Consider the following 17,930-nt stretch of genomic DNA (forward strand, 5'->3'; position numbering starts at 1 on the left):
GATCTTATAGACAATAGGATTATAAAGTTATATCCACTCTCTTATTCTACTTATTAAATTTATTTTCTATGTATATTATAATCTTTTTTTTCTGACTTGTCAATCATTTTAGCCAAAATATTTTTTCCATAATTTTAATAGAAGTTTGGCTAAACAGCCAAACTTCTATTCTACTAACTCCATCATCTCATCTTTTAATGCTACTAACTTTTCTTCAGCAATCTCCTCTGTCTCTCCTACAACTGAAAAATAAAACTTTATTTTAGGCTCCGTTCCTGAAGGTCTAATCGTTACTAAACTATCATCTGCTAATTTAAATTGTAATACATTCGACTCCGGTAAATCTAGCTCAACTTCCTCTTCAGTTTCTAAGTTATAACTTTTTCCTAATAAATAATCTTTCTTAATTACTACTGGTTGATTATTTATTTTTTGCGGACTCTCTTCTCTTAATTCTTTTAAAATCTGTTCAATCTGCTCTTTACCTTCTTTTCCTGGCTTCCGCAAAGCTTCTAAATCTTCCTTGTAGTAGCCATGCTCTTCATATAACCTTGACATTTGCTGATAAATAGAACTACCTTGCTGTTGGTAATAAAGAGCCATCTCTGCAATCAACATAGTAGCTACTACTGCATCTTTATCCCGCGCATGAGTTCCATATAAGTAACCATAACTTTCTTCAAAGCCAAAGATAAATTCTTTATCATATTTTCCTTCCTTAAATTCTCTAATCTTTTCTCCAATATATTTAAAACCAGTTAACGTATTTAGAACTTCTAAATTATATTCCTTAGCAATTGGATTAATCATCTCTGTAGTTACAACCGTTTTAATAATTACTCCATTATCAGGAACCTGCTTTGATGAATTAAGTATATAATCTGTCAATAAAACTCCAACTTGATTTCCATTTAAAAAAGCCCACTCACCTTGGTCATCCTTGACTGCTATTCCTACTCGATCAGCATCCGGATCATGAGCCATAATCAAATCAGCATCCTTCTGCCGGGCCAACTCAATTGCCAACTCAAAAACTGCTGGCTCCTCTGGATTAGGATAATCTACAGTAGAAAAGTCAGGATCTGGTTCTTCCTGTTCAGGAACAACATGTAGATTTTCAAAGCCAAGCTCCTCAAAAATCCTCTGCACTGGAATATTTCCTGTTCCATGTAGTGGAGTAAAGACAATATCAAAATCAGAACCTGCTTCTGCAACCAACTCAGGCTTTAAAGCTAAATCCTTTAAGGCTTGAGTATACTTATCATCCATTTCAGAAGAAATGATTTCAAGTAACCCTTCTTTTTGGGCCTCCTTTTTAGAAACTCTTTTAACTTCTGCAAAACTTTCTATCGCATTAACTTCCCCAATAATTCCTGTGTCATGAGGTGGTACAACCTGAGCTCCATCTTCCCAGTAGACCTTATACCCATTGTATTCAGGAGGATTATGGCTAGCTGTAACCATAATTCCAGCTGTTGCTTCTAACTGCCTCACTGCAAAGGAAAGTTGAGGTGTAGGACGTAAATCATCAAATAAGTAAGCCTTAATCCCATTAGCAGCCAATACAAGAGCAGCTTCTACAGCAAACTCTCGTGACATATGTCTTGGATCATGAGAGATAACAACCCCTTTAGATTTATCTCCTTCGCGGGAAATATAATTAGCCAATCCTTGTGTTGCCTTTCTAATAGTATAAATGTTAACTCGATTAGTACCTGCTCCAATAATCCCTCTCATGCCACCAGTTCCAAAACTTAATTCTGTATAAAACCGCTCCTCTATCTCCTCTTCATCACCAGCTATTGCCTCTAACTCTTCTTTAGTTTGTTGATCAAAATAATCACTCTCTAACCATTGATCATATTTTTCTTTGTAATCCATAAAACCCTCCTTTTCTTTTTTAGTACTCTATCATGATTTATTCGAGATGAATTTAAAAATTCCTGGTAATTTATAACATTTTATTTAATGTGCTCTAGTGAGAGAAGCCTTTAATCAAAAATTAAAGGCTTCTAATCCCATTTCTTCTCTACTTCAATATCCTGAAAATAATGTTTGATTATTTCTTCTGCTGAACTACCTTCTTGGGCCATCTGATAAGCTCCCCATTGACTCATTCCTACACCATGACCCCATCCACTTCCAACAAACAAAAACCCATCATCTTGTTCAGTTATCTCTTCAACTACTGTAGATTTTAAATTATCCGGGCCAACAAGTGTTCTAAATTCAGCTCCTCTCAACTGCTTTGTACCTTGATCATGAACTATATCAAGCTTAACAATTCGACCTGTATCATCCTTCTCAAGAATATTTATTTCAGAAACTTGACTTGCTTCTTCTCCAGTTTCTTCTAAAGCTTCTAGAACCTCTTCTTGACTGATCATAACTTGCCAATTTTGAATATCTTCAGGGGCTTGATGATCAGGTGATTCTACACTGACTACATAAGGTGGTTCAGGATCATCATAAGCTAGCCCTACCTGAGCACTAGTCGTCTGCCCTGCTGCACTCGAGTGGAACCAAGCTTTGATGTACTCTCCATTATGAGTAGCTACCAATCCTCGTGTCTGCTCAACTGCTTCACTAATCTCTGGAGTGATTTGATCGGGGTCATAGGCTTGAGCTTTTTCATGTTCGGCACTGATTCTATTCTCCCCTCCCTCTTCTTCCATAAACCTTAACGTAAAGGTTCTGGCCTTAATCGCCTGAGCTGCATAAGCATTAACTGGCCAATCTGGTTTCATCTCTGCTCCTACAACTCCAGCAACATATTCTTCAATACCCAACTGTTCAGTTGTTCCATCCTCAAATTCAACCGTAATTAATGGTGCATCTCCTTCACCAGCATCTTCAATCTTATCATCACCAGCTGGATCACAACCTACAAGAAATACTAGTAATCCTAAGATAATCAAACCTGTAAAAACTCTTTTTAGCTTCACCACAACTCCTCCTTTTATCACTAGTATTGCTTCTAGATTCGCCTTTTATTCACAAATTTAATGCTAAAAAAAATAGACCCTTACAGAATAAAATTCTGCAAGAGTCTAAACCTCTAATCTAGCTTAAAAACTAAAGTTTCCACTACCATCAATTCTGATTGCATTATCTAAATACAAGGCATTCTCATAACCCAACTCTTCAAAGACCTTTTCTGCTGCCCCCTGTGCTCTTACTCCACCAGCACAATGAAAAAGTACTACTTCATCCTTATCAGCTGGTAGTTGACTAGCAATAGCCTCTGGGTCTGATAGGATATCTCCCTGTGGAATATGAATAGCTCCTGGAATCATTCCTGAGGCCACTTCATCATCATCTCGTACATCAATTACCGTTGCCCCTGCCTCAAGTTCTTCTTGGAATTGAACAGGAGTTATCCCTAAATCAGGTCTACCATCTGTAACATCAAAATCACCACCGCTAGATTCAAGACCAAACATTGGTAATCCTGCCTCTTTCCAAACCGGTACTCCACCAGCAAAGACCTTCACATCAGTATAACCACTGTTTGCCAAAAACTTGGCAATTTGATGACTATGTCCTCATTGAAAACCTCCACAATAGACTATGATCTCTATGTCCTTATCTCTAGGCATAGCACCTTTATACTTCTCTTTAAAAATATCTACATCCATTGAAACCGAATTAGGAATATGCTCATTAAAATAAGAATTATAAGGTCTGGAGTCAATTATCATGTATGGTTTCCTTGCAGGATCACTTACTGCATCATCACCAATCAAGGTTTCTAAATGTTCAGCTGTAGTTGTAAAGTAATTCCCAGCTTCCCGCCAAGCAGGAGTGCCCTCCTGATAAACATATACATTTTGATAACCCATCTCCATTGCTTTTCTAGCTGAGTTAGCACTTAAAGGACAGTGAAGCCCACCACAATAAAAAATCAGCTTCTTTTCCTTATCATCAGGTAATAAATGAGCTGACTCTTCAAACTGACCATCAGGAATATTAATGGCACCATTAATATGTCCTTCATCATATCTACCCTCTGGACGAGAATCGACCACTACAAACCCCCACTCAGGCATATACTCATCATATGACTCTCGCATTGTACTAGTAGGGCTTACATGGCTCATCAACCTCATTAAGGTTTCAGTATTAATATAATTAAGCTCAGGATCTTTAGGCACTATATCTTCTTCTGTATCATCTTCAACTATAAACCTTGATAAATCCTCAGCATCATAGGATTCTACAGGAAACGCAGCTATAGTACTTAATACTAAGAAAGAGATCAAAACAACACCTAAAAATGAAAACCTCTTCTTCATGCCTTTACTCCTCTCTTTAACTTTTTATAATTAATTTCGTCTGCTCAATACAACTTATTAGAGATTCAGTTATACTTATAAATAAGGGTAATGCTTCGATTTCAATCAACCTTTCCTTGAAATCTGTCAACCAATCAAAATGATCATCTAAAAATTGCTTAACCTCATCAGTTTGACAATGTTCTATTGTATATACTAATAGTTCTAATAAAATGGTTAAATGATCAGGCATCTGTTTATATTCCTCTGGTATTTCTAAACCCAAGCCTTCAATTAAGTGTTTAATATGCAAAGCTGAATCCCCCATCAGATAACCTTTTTCATTAGCAATATTGATCTGTGCTTGCTCATCAGTAGTCCATACTTTATAGATTGATTCTACTGGTAAAGCACTAGGTTGATCCATGCCGATAAAGCATCTAAGATATTCCTGTTTAAACTGATGAAAATCAGGGATATCAGCTTGTTGAGTAAGACAATCTGTTTTAACCTCAATTTTTTCCATTCTTTCTCTCAACTCATCAAGTAATTCATCTGAAATAAGTGCATCATAAAATTTCTGATCTGGATACTTGTAAAATTCGGCTATTGTTAAGAATATTTCTGGCAATACTTCATTTTGAATAGTCAACAACATTATTAATCACCCTTCCTATTTACCACTAAGTTCCAACTTGTTTCCAACATAGTAAATACTAGGTTTAGTCCCTTCCCTTGTAAGCAGCTGATATACATCCTTTTCTTTCATTAATTTAGTAATTTTGCTAGTAGGATCATCTAAATCTCCAAAAACTCGTACATCATTCATACAAGTACTAACACATGTCTCTCCTTGGCTTATAAAGCCAGCACAAAACTTACATTTGCCAGGAACTCCTGTTTCCTGATCAATTACTCTAGCATCATAAGGACAGACATAGAAACAAGCCTTACATTGAATACAGTTATCTGAATCAACATTTATAATTCCACCATGACCCTTATTAGTAGCTCCAGTAGGACAAACATTCAGGCAAGGTGCCTCCTCACAGTGCTGACACTGAACAGGAAGAATCTCCATCTTAGCATTAGGGTATTTCCCACTTTCTTTAAATTCTACTCTGTTATAATACATTTTAGGTGCTAACTGCCACTGCATCTGACAAGCCATTCTACAAGCACCACAACCTGTACAACGATCAGGATCAATTAACATTGCATAATTTGCCATTTACTTGCCCTCCTTCCTGACTCGTACTATCACTTCTTGCCCCATTGTACTTCCAGCGATAGGTTCTACCATAGCAGGCAAGAAGTCATTCCAGTTAATCCCTACACCGTATGCAGTTTCAGCCTTCTTTGAAAACCCACCATAAGCAGAAGGAACCCATACACAATCAGGGTGTAATAATTCAGTCGCTTTCACTTCTACTTCTTTTTTAGCAATTTCTGATTCTACTGTAACTGTATCACCAGTCTTAATACCCAATTTATCTGCCCGTTCTTTATTAATCCACATTCGTGTAGCATCATATTGCTCACTAATAGCCATCAAATAAGGATTATTACTGGTAATGTGATGAGAATGCCATGGTTGTTTTCCATGAATTAATCTAAACTCATCTTGCCTTTTTGGTTCGACCTTAGGGGGAATCCATCTTGGCACTCCACTAAATCCATTTACCTTATAAAGCCCTACAGAAAATTCAACCTTTCCTGAAGGAGTATTTAAAGCAGGCTCTCCACCCTCTAAAGGAAACTTAGGATCAATACCCTGATTACGGAATTCAATACATCCTGCTTCTTTAAGGTGTTCTAGCGTAACTCCTAAAGGTTCAATCATAGCTTTGGCCCAATCATCAACAGTAAAATCAAAGTACTCTTCTGCTCCAATCTCTTTTGCAATCCCTTTCATAATATCAAGTAGTGGTTTAGTATCCTCCATTGGTTCTACAACTTCAGTTCTCATAGCAATCTGTGGATAGTCATGAGTAATATGACCACTTGTCTGGACTGGAAGTTCAGCCCTTTCCATAAAGTAACACTCAGGTAGTATATAATCAGCCGTATACAATGATGTTTCATTCCAGTCTATAGGCATTGAAACAACAAGATCGGCATCTTTAATCTTCTTTTGATATTCTGGATCAGGACAAGTACGTAGAGGATTGTAATGGTAAATAAATAATGCTTTTATCTTTCCTTCCTCTACTAACTGAGGAACTCGCTGAGGGATACCCCTTACTGCTTCAACTGTAGCATAAGGGCCTTCTTCTCCAGCCCCATCTACTCGAGGGCCTTTTTCTTTCTCAGGTGGTCTTTTAGTCTCAAATTGCCCAAACTCAACACTAGCTGATGGGAGCAATCCACCGCGTTGATACATATTACCTAATAGAGCATTAATAATAACATTCATCTGTGCCTGCTGAACACTATTTTGATAGTGAGCATTTAAGCCATGATAGCCTGTTTCTAGAAAAGCTTTTGGTGCATGTTTAGCTAAATCTCTAGCAATCTCTCTTATCTTATCTGCTGGCACATCAGTTATCTCTTCTGCCCATTCTGGAGTACAATTCCTATTAGCATTCCAAAATTCCTCAAAGTTCTCTACATATTCTCTTGTAAACTTTCTGTCCTTTAAATCCTCTGTAACAAGAACATGAGCTATTGCTAAGAAGAATGCTAAATCAGTTCCTGGTTTAATCGGTATCCACTCATCAGCTACCTTTGCTAGCTCACAACATCGTGGATCTACTACAACTAACTTAGCCCCTCTTTCCCTTGTAGCCTTAAGCACCTTTCTCATTCCATTTGGAATAATCCCTCCAGCAAAATTTCTCCCTACAAAGAGCATATAATCACTATTCTCATGATCGCCAAAGAGATTTGTAGCCATCATTCTACTCCATACGTTTGTCTTAGAACTAAAACAGGTAGCATAGTGAGTAATGTAGTTAGGAGAACCAATATAATCTAAGAAGATATCAGCATAATTCTTTCCTCTTACTCCATGCTCCAGCCAAGTTACTGAATTAGCTGAATGTTCATCTATAATCCCTGTTAATTTCTCTCCAATTTCACTAAAGGCCTGCTCCCAAGAAATAGGTTCAAACTCTTGTTCTCCTACTCTTTTCATCGGTCGAGTAACTCGATCTGGATTATAGATATCTGCTACCATTCCATGCCCTCTAGCACAAATCTTACCTTTATTTTTTAAATGAATTGGATTACCTTCTGCTTTTACTACACGACCATTCTTAACATAAACAAATAACCCACACATATTAGAACATCCATTACACAAAGTATGTCTTTTTTCAACTTCAGCATTAGCAGCTGCTTTGCTATACTCATTAAAACTAAATTTAAGCGAAGTACTAGCAACACCAGTTGCTGCTGCAGTCTTCAAAAAATTACGTCGCGTCATTTTTACCATCTCTATATCTGCTCCTTTCATTAATAAAGTCAAGAACTATAACAAATTTTTTGTCCCATCCTGGGACTTAATTTTAGCTTCAGCCACCATCTCCCTCTTCTACATCAATCCTAGTTATAACTGTTGGATAATCTACAACCTCCCTACAAACAACTGGTTGGTCACCGATTACTTCTTCATTGGATGTCCAAGCACTCATGCCAAAAGTCGAAGCCATAGCCTCATAACCTAACACATTTAAAATCCTTGCTGCTTGGCTAGCTTCGTAACCATGTGAACTGATAAGCACAATTTCTTTATCTGTAGGCAATTTAGCTAAATTCTCTGGATCAGTAATAGTTTTTAAAGGAATATTTATTGCTCCTTCAATAAATCCTTTTTGATATAATTTAGAAGTTCTTAAATCAACTAAGAAATAATCATCGCTTTCTTCTTTTACGATAGATTTAACATCACTATATCCTATTACCGGTCTTAATGAATCCTCAATGATTTGCTGCCCTTGAGCAATTATCAACTCTTTTAAAGTATCAACTTCATAATCAATCTCTGGCAATTCAAATTCTTCTGTTGCTTCTGTAGGCTCTGTTGCCAATTCATAATCAGCAGGATCACAGTCTAAAGATCCTCCCCAGCCTCCAAAGCCATTTTCCATAGCCACTGTATCAAAGCCTAACATACCCCAAAAAGCAGCAGTTTGGCTAGCAGTATGCCCTGAATAACAGACCACAATAATCTTTTTATCCTGTGGCAACTTATCAATTTGATGCTCTTCACTAATAGTTTCGTACGGTATATTGACAGAACCAATAATACTAGCATCAGTAAAGTCATCAGCTCCCCGAATATCTACCACATAATAGTCAGGATCTGGATATAATACAACATTTTCATATACTTCTCTTGGAGTAATAACTTCCTGATAATCATTTTGCAAATAATCATCTGCAACTTCTATTAATGCTTCAAACTGCTCTCCTTCCAGCTGCTTTTCTAATGGATCAACAACTACTTCTTCAACCTCTTCTTCAACAACATCATCTGTAATTGTTGGCTCCGATTGATCATTACAAGCCACTAAACTTAATATAATTATGAGACTAAAAATTAAAAGTATTGATTTTTTTCTAAACAATAACTTTCTAAACATTACATTTATAACCTCCTTAATTCTATTTTGATAAAACCAAATCAACTATACCCTTCCTTTCACACCCCCTTTGTAAAGTTATTTCTCTTGCCTTAGCTAAAAATACTTAATTCAACTTTTAGAGGTAATTATCACATTCACTAACTAATCAAAAAAACAAAGTGGGCATTAGCCCACTTTAGGCTAAGTCTAAGATTAAGAATAAGTGAAATCAAAAAGTTATTCATAACCTTTAAAAAACATAGTTTCCTAAATAATAAAAACTTGCTTTTTCTTAATTAAAATGATCTAAATCATTGTCATTAAAATTAATTCATGTTACTATTATTATTCTAGATTATTCTCAACCATCCTGTTAACTGGCTATTCGCTTTAGTTATAGCCTGATAACCAAACGGAATAGCTAAAAAATATGACCTTATACACAGAAAAAAGCCTTCTCATTGAGAAGGCTTTTTTTAAGCAAAGAATCCTAATATGAAGTTTTTAATCCACCTAAAGAGCAATGTTAAAATCCCTGCTCGTTCTACCTCTTCAGCTGTTACTAATTCAACCCGACCTAATTCTTGATCTTCTTGGATAAATAATAACTCTCCAACTCTTGCTCCTTCTTCCACTGGTGCCTCTAATTCTTCTTCAATCCTTACTTCCTGCTCAATTTCATCTTTTGTTCCCCGTTCAATAAATGCCGAAAATTCAGTAGCTGTAACAACTGGAACTTCTAACTCTTCTCCTTTATCTACCTCTACTTGCTCTACTTCTACCCCAGAATTAATTAGCTTTGTTTCATGAAATGCTCTAAAAGCATAATCTAATAACCGAGCAGTCTCATTTACTCGAGCTTGATCACTATCTGTTCCCAATACAACTGAAATGAACCGAACTCCATCCCGTTCAGCCGTTCCTACTAAATTATATCCTGCTTGTGTAGTCCAACCTGTTTTTAATCCATCTGCTCCTTCAAAATGTCCAATGAAATTATTTGTGGTATAAATCGGATACTCTCCACCTCTAATTCTCGCAGTCCTCCTTGCAGAATAATCCATAACTAAATCATATTTAATCAACTCTCTAGACATAACTGCAATATCTTCAGCAGTCGAATAGCTATCTTGACCATCTCTAACAGGAAGACCTGTTGCATTACCAAAATAAGTATTCTCTAAGCCTAACTCCTCTGCTCTGCGATTCATCTGCCGTACAAAGTTATCTTTAGAACCACCTATATGTTCCGCTAAAGCAACAGTAGCATCATTAGCTGAAGGAATAATAACTGCCTTTAATAAATCCTCAACTGTCATCTTCTCTCCTGCTTGTAACCAAATCTGTGATCCGCCTTTTGATTGGGCCAACCTAGTCGCCTCTACCTCTTCTTCTAAAGAGATCTCTCCTGCTTCTAATGCCTCCATAACTAATAATAAAGCCATTGTCTTGGTTATACTAGCTGGAGCTAACTCTAAGTCCTCATTATAACTATATAGTACTTGCCCAGTTTCAGCTTCTACTAACATCGCAGATTTAAGATCTAAGTCTGGCTCACTAGCATAAGCAGTTGGAATCAAAGCTAAAAATAGAATGATTAATAAACTACTAACTCCCCTTTTAAAACTCAACATAATCTTTCCTCCCTCAATATAATTCCTTTTTTGCTTGCTGCCATAACTTTTCTAACTCTTCATTAGTTAATTGCTCTAATTGCTGTCCATTTTTATCAGCCTGTCGCTCCATATAATTAAATCTTTTCTTAAACTTATTAACTGCTTGGCGTAAACACAGCTCTGTATCAATTTCTAAGAATCTCCCTAGATTGACTACAGCAAAGATTAAATCACCTAATTCTTCAATTATCTCTTCAGCTTGATTATTTTTAAGGGCATCCTTTAATTCCAATAATTCCTCATCAACCTTAACTAATACTTCTTCTACTTTCGTCCAATCAAAACCAACCTTAGCTGCTTGCTTTTGAACCTTCTGGGCCAACATCAATGCTGGCAGTTGATTAGGAACCTGCTCTAATAAAGAAGGTCTATCTTTACCTTCAGCCTCTTGTTCTTTAATCTCTTCCCAATTGCTGATTACTTGATTTTCATTCTCCACTTCAAGCTCTCCAAAGACATGAGGGTGGCGTCTGATTAGCTTTTCAATAATCTCTGTAATGACATGATAAATTGTAAATGGTCCTTCTTCCTTAGCTATCTGAGCATGAAAAACAACCTGTAATAATAAATCCCCCAGCTCCTCTGCTAAACCAAAATAATCTTCATCTTCAATCCTTTCAATTACTTCATAACTTTCCTCGATTAAATGCTTCTTTAAAGTCTGATGATCCTGTTTTTGATCCCAGGGGCAACCATCTTCCCCCCTTAAAGTCTCCATAATCTCTAATAACTGATTAAACTGAGTCGAATTAGCCTGATCAACTGGTAGATATAAACTAGTTAAATGATCAATCCACTCTAATCTATCGAGTTGATAAAGTTCAATCTCTTCAACCTTCTCTTCTGGTAGCCCCACATGGTGCAATAACTTGACTTTAAATTGATCTGGATAAATCTCCATCAACTTTAACTTAATTTCAGAAGCAATATTCCGATTATAAACCTGACAGATAATTGTATCAACACTAGGATCTAAATCATTAACACTAAAAGCAAGTCCATCTAAAACCTTTAACCCACTAATTGGATCAAGACCTAAAGCAGCAAAACTGAGCTCTAAAAAACTTGGCCCGGCTATTATTTGATACTCTTGATCATCTAAATTATTAATAATCTGTTGTACCGACTCTTCAGCAACCAGTGGGTGACCTGGCACAGCATAAACGACCTGCTTGTCCTCCTGAACTAACTCAATAATCTCCCTAGCTATCTGCTCATAAATCACTTCAAATTTATCCTGCTTTTGATAAAGATAATCAAATGTATTAAATTCAATCCCTTCCTGCTTCAAATCTTGAGCAGCAGGATGTTTTTCCGTTCTCAAATATACTAGTTCCGCCTCTTGTAAGCTCTGATAAGCTTCTAAAGTCAATAACTTTAAATCACCAGCTCCTAAACCAATTATCTTTACCATTATTATCCCCTCACTAATCCAAACTTATCTAAAAAATTGATTAATTTAATTCCAACTCTAGGTAAGACCTCTAAATCCTCTCTAGTAATTGCAGCAGTTAATAATAATACCAACCCATAACTTAACATTCCCACTAAAATACTAAATAATGTACTAAATACTTTATACTGACTAATTTGTAACAATCCTTCATAAACTACAAAGACCAAAATAGACATAACTCCACCACTGATTAAAGGTTTTAAAATTAATGTCTGATAATCAAAATCAGGTTTAGCTATCTTAAAGACACCCCAAATATTCAATCCAGCTGCCAAACTAAAACCAGCTGCCGTTCCAATTGCAGCCCCCCTGATCCCTAGATGAGGTATTGCTGTTAAGGTATAATTTAAGACTACATTTAATAAAGCTCCTAAAAATAGATTGCGAGCTGGTAACTTCGGTCGATCAAACCCCTGTAAGATACTTGATGTAACTTGCTGTAATCCAATAGCAACTACCCCTACTGATAAATAACGGAGTGGAATTGCTGCTTCAATATTAGCAAAGATCATTTCAGTTAATGGTTCTGCTAAAATAAAGAGTCCTAAAGCAGCAGGAATTGCTACATATAAAGTTAATTTAAAAGCTTTAGCAATCCTTCGTTTAGCTAGCTTGTCCGCATCAAGAGCATACGCTTCTGAAATAGCTGGAACTAAGCTGACTGCCAATGAAGCAGCAATCACAGTAGGAAACCTAACTAAAGTCATAGCCATTCCATTGAATTGGCCATATAGTCCAGTAGCAGCTTGTAAGGAATAACCTGCTACTTCTAACCTTCTAGTAATCATTGAAGCATCAATCAATCTCATCAACGGTAAAATTAACCCTCCCAGTGTAACAGGGATTGCTAATGAAAAAATTTGATTTAAGACCTCTTTAACAGTTGGCTTCTCTTTCAACTCAGATTCTGCTTTAAGCTCCCGATTAGCCTGAAAGCGATAATAAATAACCAATAAGATAGCCAAACCTGCAATTGATCCAAAGAAAGCTCCCGCTGCTGCTCCTGCTGCTCCAAATTCAACTCCATAGGGTATCAACAAATAAGCTAAAATAATCATAATAACTATCCTAAACAACTGCTCAATTACTTGAGAGACTGCTGTTGGCTTCATCTGCTGCCAACCTTGAAAATAACCACGATATGTAGCCATAATTGAAACTAGAAATATTGCTGGAGCAATTGCTAAGATCGAATAATAAACATTGATGTCATCTAATAAATAGCGAGCCATCGGTCTAGCTAAGACTCCAACCATAATTGCTGCTAATAACCCGATTACAAAACTGACCTTCAACGCTACTTGAAAGATAAAATCTGCTATCTCTTCCTTCCCTTCAGCCCTTTTTTCTGCTACCAACTTAGAGATAGCTACAGGAATTCCTACAATCGAAATGGTTAAAATCATAGTATAGATTGGATAAGCTTTTTCATAAATCCCAAGCCCTTCTGCTCCAATTAACCTTGATAAAACCGCTTTATAAATAAATCCTAAAAATTTACTAACAAATGAAGCACCTGCTAAAATAGCTGTTCCTTTTAATAAAGTGTTTTTTTTGTTACTCACTACCATCTTCCTTCCTGCACTAGTACCTCTAATTATAATATCAAAATTATAATCAATATGCTACACTTTTTTATTCTTTATAATTCAAATAATAGAAAAATTTACTTAAATAACAGACTTCAGTAGGAAATAATCTCAGAAAATGAAAGGTGAGCTATTGCTAGCTCACCTAGAGTTAATCCTCCATCTGTTTAGCTAAAAAACCTGCTGCTGTAGTAGCTAACTTAACTTCTAAATCACCCATCTCTGTTCCTTCGCTCTGAGATGCTAAAACAACAACTCCAATCGCTTCACCTTGAGACATAATCGGAGTTAAAACTTGAGCAGTAAATTTATCTTCTTCATAAATTCCTTCACAAAATATTTCTTCATCAACTTCATTAGCTTCATTAATTATTTTAGTTTCCCCAGATTCCATTACTCCTTCTGTCAATTCACTGGTCGGTTTATCAATAAATTTATTCTTTTTGGCCCCTGCTACTGCTACAATTGCATCACGATCTAATACACAAGCAATATGACCTGTTACTTCAGCAAGAGAATCTACATACTCTTGTGCAAATTCTCCTAACTCACCAATTGGAGAATATTTTTTTAAGATAACCTCCCCATCACGATCAACAAAGATCTCTAATGGTTCACCTTCTCTAATCCTCATCGTTCTTCTAATCTCTTTAGGAATCACAACCCGCCCTAAATCATCTATGCGACGTACTATACCTGTAGCTTTCATTTTTTAATGATTAGCATCTGACTTAAAATTGAATACTAACCAATTGACACCTCCTTTAAATTTTATTTCCTACCCCTTTCATTACTAGTATATAATTAGATTAAAAATTTTATTCTTATTATGCCAACTAATGGGTCAAAACTATTCTTCTGCAAGTAAGAACTCTAAAATAGCATTTATTAGTTTTACCTTTTGTTGATCGGCTAAGCCTGTTACTTTAACTTCTATCCTAGGTTGAGTGCCATTAATAAATTTCAAATCAGCAAATTGGTGACTTAATTCTAACAAACGTCTACCACTTAATGAATGATCTTCAAAAAACTTTAAAGTAACTCGTTCTGCTTTTTCTTTAATTTCAGCTATTGCTAATTTGTTACCTCTAATCTTAATTTTAGCTAATTCTAATAAAATTATTACTTCCTGTGTTAACTGTCCAAATCTATCTTTTAACTCTTTTACCAATTCATCACACTCTTCCTCAGTTTCTAAAGCATCAATTTTTTTATAAATCTCAATCTTTTGCTTAGAGTCAGGAATATAATCTTCAGAAAGGTAAGCATCTACTTTAAGCTCTAGTTCAATCTCTTCTTCTTGCTCTTCACCTTCAGTCTGTAATTCTGTAATAGCATCCTCTAACAACTTACAATAAAGTGAAAATCCAATTGCTTCAATATGACCATGTTGCTCTGGCCCTAAAATATTCCCCGCACCTCTAATCTCTAAATCACGCATTGCAATTTTGAATCCTGAACCTAATTTAGTAAACTCTTTAATTGCTTTTAATCTTTTTTCAGCTATTTCTGATAAGATTTGATCTTGTTCATATAATAAATAAGCATAGGCTACCTTATTACTTCTACCTACTCGTCCCCGAAGTTGATACAATTGAGATAATCCCATCTTATCTGCTCGATTAATAATAATTGTATTGACATTAGAAATATCTAATCCAGTTTCTATTATTGTTGTACAGACTAAAATATCAAATTTTCCTTCTAAAAAATCAAGCATTAACTTCTCTAACTTCAATTCACTCATTTGTCCATGAGCTACTGCTATTTCAGCTTCAGGTACTAAATTCTTAATTTTAGCAGCTAATTTTTTGATATCCTTAACTCGATTATGAACAAAATAGACCTGACCACCCCGATTTAACTCTCTATTCAAAGCAGTTTTAACTAAATTCTGATCATACTCTCGTACATAAGTCCTAATTGGATACCTATTTTCAGGCGGAGTCTCAATTAAACTGATATCTCTAACCCCAACTAGCGACATATGTAATGTTCGAGGAATAGGTGTAGCAGTCATAGTTAAGACATCAATACTCTTTTTCAACTGCTTTAATCGCTCTTTTTGACTAACCCCAAATCTTTGTTCCTCATCTACCACGACTAACCCTAAATCTTTAAATTTAACATCATTTGATAACAATCTATGAGTTCCAATTACTACATCAATTGTACCAATCTTTAAACCTTCAATAATCTTTTTCTGTTCTGTAGCAGTTCTAAATCTACTCAACATTGCTACTTCAATTGGATAATCTTCAAACCTTTCCTCTAAATTATTCCAATGTTGCTGGGCCAAAATGGTTGTCGGCACTAAAAAACCAGCCTGTTTGCCATCCATAACCGCCTTGAAAATAGCCCTAATAGCCACTTCAGTCTTACCATATCCGACATCACCACATAACAATCTATCCATTGGTTGAGTTGATTCCATATCTTCTTTAACTTTTTCAATTGCTGTAAGTTGATCAGGAGTTTCTTGATAAGGAAATTTAGCCTCAAACTCTTGTTGCCAAACTGTATCTTCACTGAAAGCATAACCTTTCTTCAACTCTCGTTGAGCATATAGTTCCAATAATTCTTCTGCCATCTCAGCTACAGACTTTTTAACTCGCGACTTGACCTTATTCCAGTTATCACCATCTAATTTATGTAATTTAGGTTCTTTATCATCCATCCCAATATATTTTTGAATCAAATCAACCTGATCGGTCGGAACATATAATTTATCATCATCTGCATAAGATAACAATAAATAATCTTTATTCTTGCCTTGTACTTGTAATGTTTTAATCCCTAAATAATGACCAATCCCATGATTTTCATGAACTACATAATCCCCTTGATTTAGCTCTGTAAAAGAAGAAACTTCAACTCCTTGATTAAAACCTACTGCTCTCTTTTTTTTCCGTTTCTGCTCTTTAAATAATTCATTCTCAGTATATAAGATAAACTTTGCTTCTGAAAATAAAAAGCCATGCTTTAAATTGCAGGTTGTTAAGATTATATTTCCTACCTTTAATTCGCCACCAATCTCTTCAACTACAATTACTGGTAAATCATCTTCTGCTAGACGCTCTTTTAATCTATGAGCTTTCTTTAAATTATTCAAACCGATCACGATTTTATAGCCATTATTCAGCTGTTCAGTAAGCTGTTCAACTAATAAATCAAGCTTACCTTGAACTCCTTGCAATCTTCGGGAACTGATTTCTAACTCAAAATCGGTTTCAATATAATCAATATTCTTTTTAGTAGGAGAAAGATATATCTTTTGTTGCTTAATCCCATAAAAAAAATGATTAAAATCAATAAATAAATCCTGATATCCTGTCAATAAACTACCTTGTTCAAGCATAGTAATATAAGTTTGATTAACTTCCTCTAAAAAGTTAACCCCTGCCTTTTTTATCTGAAGAGGATTAAGCAAGGTTACAAACCCTGTAAAATAATCTAATAAAGAAACCTGTTGCTGGAAATAATTCAAATATTGCCTGATTTCAGGAAATTTAACTCCTTCTCTTATCCGTTCTAGATCAGTGGCTACTTTTTCTCTTAATTCAGTCACTGCTTGTGCTTCTAATTTTTTTGCAGTAGCCTCTAAATCTTCTTTTATTTTCTTACAACCTGATTCTATCATTTCTTGTGATAATATAAATTCAGTTGCCGGGCCAATCCTGACTACCTCTAATTGTTGTTGAGAAGACTGGCTTACCAGATCAAATTGACGGATCGAATCAATCTCTTGACCGAAAAGATCAATTCTAACTGGATTTTGATAAGTTAAAGGATAAATATCTAAGATTCCTCCTCTAACACTAAACTCCCCTTCTGCTTCTACCTTTGTTACACTCCGATAGCCCATTTGTACTAATTTATTCGTTAATTGATCAAGTTGCACCTCAGCCCCTAACTCCAAATCAATCCTATAGTCTTGATAGGTTTGTAAAGGAATTACTCTTTCTAATAAAGCTTGAATTGGAGCAACAATTACCCTACTTTTAGCAGTAGCTAAACTTTTTAAAACCTGTAATCTCTCCCGCTTGATACTTTGTTCGATTTCTAATGATTCATGGGGGAAGATTTGATAACGAGGAAATAATAATACCTCTTTTTCCGAAAGTAATCGTACTAAATCTTCATAGATTAGATCTGCCTGCTTTAAATTAGAAGTGACAATTAATAAGTTGTCCGCTAGATTTAATTTTAAATTAGCCAGTAAAAAATTCTGACTACTTTCATCAACTCCTATTATTTGCCCTTCTTTTCCCGCTTGACAATATCTAATCAACTCTTTATAATTAGGTGATTGGTTTAAAACGCTCAATAAATCTTCCTTCATTGGTTATCTACTCCTTTATCCATGC

General features: G+C 35.5%; 13 protein-coding genes. All 13 read right to left on the reverse strand.

The genetic code is table 11. The features are described from left to right. Nucleotides 1-165 precede the first annotated feature (165 nt). The 13 genes from MWH28_RS06465 to mfd all read right to left on the reverse strand — a co-directional run bounded on the left by MWH28_RS06465 (nucleotide 166) and on the right by mfd (nucleotide 17,905). Nucleotides 166-1,881 (reverse strand): phospho-sugar mutase, encoded by a 1,716-nt coding sequence (locus MWH28_RS06465; RefSeq protein WP_248618502.1) that lies wholly within the window; start codon nucleotides 1,879-1,881, stop codon nucleotides 166-168. A 131-nt stretch (nucleotides 1,882-2,012) separates the two neighbouring features. Then, a complete protein-coding gene (locus MWH28_RS06470) occupies nucleotides 2,013-2,945 on the reverse strand; it encodes a SpoIID/LytB domain-containing protein (protein WP_248618503.1) in 933 nt (310 codons plus the stop codon). Nucleotides 2,946-3,068: 123 nt separating this feature from the next. After that, the gene (locus MWH28_RS06475; RefSeq protein ID WP_248618504.1) at nucleotides 3,069-3,494 is read right to left on the reverse strand and encodes a rhodanese-like domain-containing protein; all 426 of its coding nucleotides are present in this window, start codon (nucleotides 3,492-3,494) and stop codon (nucleotides 3,069-3,071) included. 51 nt (nucleotides 3,495-3,545) lie between these two features. Beyond that, nucleotides 3,546-4,295, reverse strand: a complete 750-nt coding sequence (locus MWH28_RS06480; RefSeq protein ID WP_248618505.1) for a rhodanese-like domain-containing protein — start codon at nucleotides 4,293-4,295, stop codon at nucleotides 3,546-3,548. Between the two features lie 16 nt (nucleotides 4,296-4,311). Next, nucleotides 4,312-4,932: a TorD/DmsD family molecular chaperone gene (locus MWH28_RS06485; RefSeq protein ID WP_248618506.1), complete on the reverse strand. Its 621-nt coding sequence runs from the start codon at nucleotides 4,930-4,932 to the stop codon at nucleotides 4,312-4,314. A gap of 15 nt (nucleotides 4,933-4,947) precedes the next feature. Beyond that, nucleotides 4,948-5,505 carry a 4Fe-4S dicluster domain-containing protein gene (locus tag MWH28_RS06490; RefSeq protein ID WP_248618507.1) on the reverse strand — a complete coding sequence of 186 codons (558 nt, stop codon included), beginning with the start codon at nucleotides 5,503-5,505 and terminating at the stop codon, nucleotides 4,948-4,950. Continuing rightward, complete coding sequence (gene srrA, locus MWH28_RS06495) at nucleotides 5,506-7,710, reverse strand: respiratory selenite reductase catalytic subunit SrrA (RefSeq protein WP_248618508.1); 2,205 nt, start codon at nucleotides 7,708-7,710, stop codon at nucleotides 5,506-5,508. It lies immediately after the preceding gene. 79 nt (nucleotides 7,711-7,789) lie between these two features. Beyond that, nucleotides 7,790-8,860: a rhodanese-like domain-containing protein gene (locus MWH28_RS06500; RefSeq protein ID WP_248618509.1), complete on the reverse strand. Its 1,071-nt coding sequence runs from the start codon at nucleotides 8,858-8,860 to the stop codon at nucleotides 7,790-7,792. 458 nt (nucleotides 8,861-9,318) lie between these two features. Continuing rightward, the gene (locus MWH28_RS06505) at nucleotides 9,319-10,476 is read right to left on the reverse strand and encodes a D-alanyl-D-alanine carboxypeptidase family protein (protein ID WP_248618510.1); all 1,158 of its coding nucleotides are present in this window, start codon (nucleotides 10,474-10,476) and stop codon (nucleotides 9,319-9,321) included. Nucleotides 10,477-10,489: 13 nt separating this feature from the next. Further along, nucleotides 10,490-11,932, reverse strand: a complete 1,443-nt coding sequence (gene yabN / locus MWH28_RS06510) for a bifunctional methyltransferase/pyrophosphohydrolase YabN (RefSeq protein WP_248618511.1) — start codon at nucleotides 11,930-11,932, stop codon at nucleotides 10,490-10,492. 2 nt (nucleotides 11,933-11,934) lie between these two features. Continuing rightward, nucleotides 11,935-13,545: a putative polysaccharide biosynthesis protein gene (locus tag MWH28_RS06515; protein ID WP_248618512.1), complete on the reverse strand. Its 1,611-nt coding sequence runs from the start codon at nucleotides 13,543-13,545 to the stop codon at nucleotides 11,935-11,937. 169 nt (nucleotides 13,546-13,714) lie between these two features. Continuing rightward, nucleotides 13,715-14,272, reverse strand: coding sequence for a stage V sporulation protein T (gene spoVT, locus MWH28_RS06520; RefSeq protein ID WP_248618513.1), 558 nt, complete (start codon nucleotides 14,270-14,272; stop codon nucleotides 13,715-13,717). 141 nt (nucleotides 14,273-14,413) lie between these two features. Next, a complete protein-coding gene (gene mfd, locus MWH28_RS06525; RefSeq protein WP_248618514.1) occupies nucleotides 14,414-17,905 on the reverse strand; it encodes a transcription-repair coupling factor in 3,492 nt (1,163 codons plus the stop codon). Between the last annotated feature and the right edge of the window lie 25 nt (nucleotides 17,906-17,930).

The organism is Natroniella sulfidigena, assembly GCF_023223645.1.
GTDB classification, from domain to species: Bacteria; Bacillota; Halanaerobiia; order Halobacteroidales; family Halobacteroidaceae; genus Natroniella; species Natroniella sulfidigena.

Excerpts from the sequence above, each read along its gene's own strand:
- yabN (WP_248618511.1), bottom strand. The coding sequence starts at position 11,932 with ATGGTAAAGATAATTGGTTTAGGAGCTGGTGATTTAAAGTTATTGACT.
- MWH28_RS06490 (WP_248618507.1), bottom strand. The coding sequence starts at position 5,505 with ATGGCAAATTATGCAATGTTAATTGATCCTGATCGTTGTACAGGTTGT.
- MWH28_RS06505 (WP_248618510.1), bottom strand. The coding sequence starts at position 10,476 with ATGTTGAGTTTTAAAAGGGGAGTTAGTAGTTTATTAATCATTCTATTT.
- MWH28_RS06515 (WP_248618512.1), bottom strand. The coding sequence starts at position 13,545 with ATGGTAGTGAGTAACAAAAAAAACACTTTATTAAAAGGAACAGCTATT.
- spoVT (WP_248618513.1), bottom strand. The coding sequence starts at position 14,272 with ATGAAAGCTACAGGTATAGTACGTCGCATAGATGATTTAGGGCGGGTT.
- MWH28_RS06465 (WP_248618502.1), bottom strand. The coding sequence starts at position 1,881 with ATGGATTACAAAGAAAAATATGATCAATGGTTAGAGAGTGATTATTTT.
- srrA (WP_248618508.1), bottom strand. The coding sequence starts at position 7,710 with ATGGTAAAAATGACGCGACGTAATTTTTTGAAGACTGCAGCAGCAACT.
- MWH28_RS06500 (WP_248618509.1), bottom strand. The coding sequence starts at position 8,860 with ATGTTTAGAAAGTTATTGTTTAGAAAAAAATCAATACTTTTAATTTTT.
- MWH28_RS06480 (WP_248618505.1), bottom strand. The coding sequence starts at position 4,295 with ATGAAGAAGAGGTTTTCATTTTTAGGTGTTGTTTTGATCTCTTTCTTA.
- MWH28_RS06485 (WP_248618506.1), bottom strand. The coding sequence starts at position 4,932 with ATGTTGTTGACTATTCAAAATGAAGTATTGCCAGAAATATTCTTAACA.
- mfd (WP_248618514.1), bottom strand. The coding sequence starts at position 17,905 with ATGAAGGAAGATTTATTGAGCGTTTTAAACCAATCACCTAATTATAAA.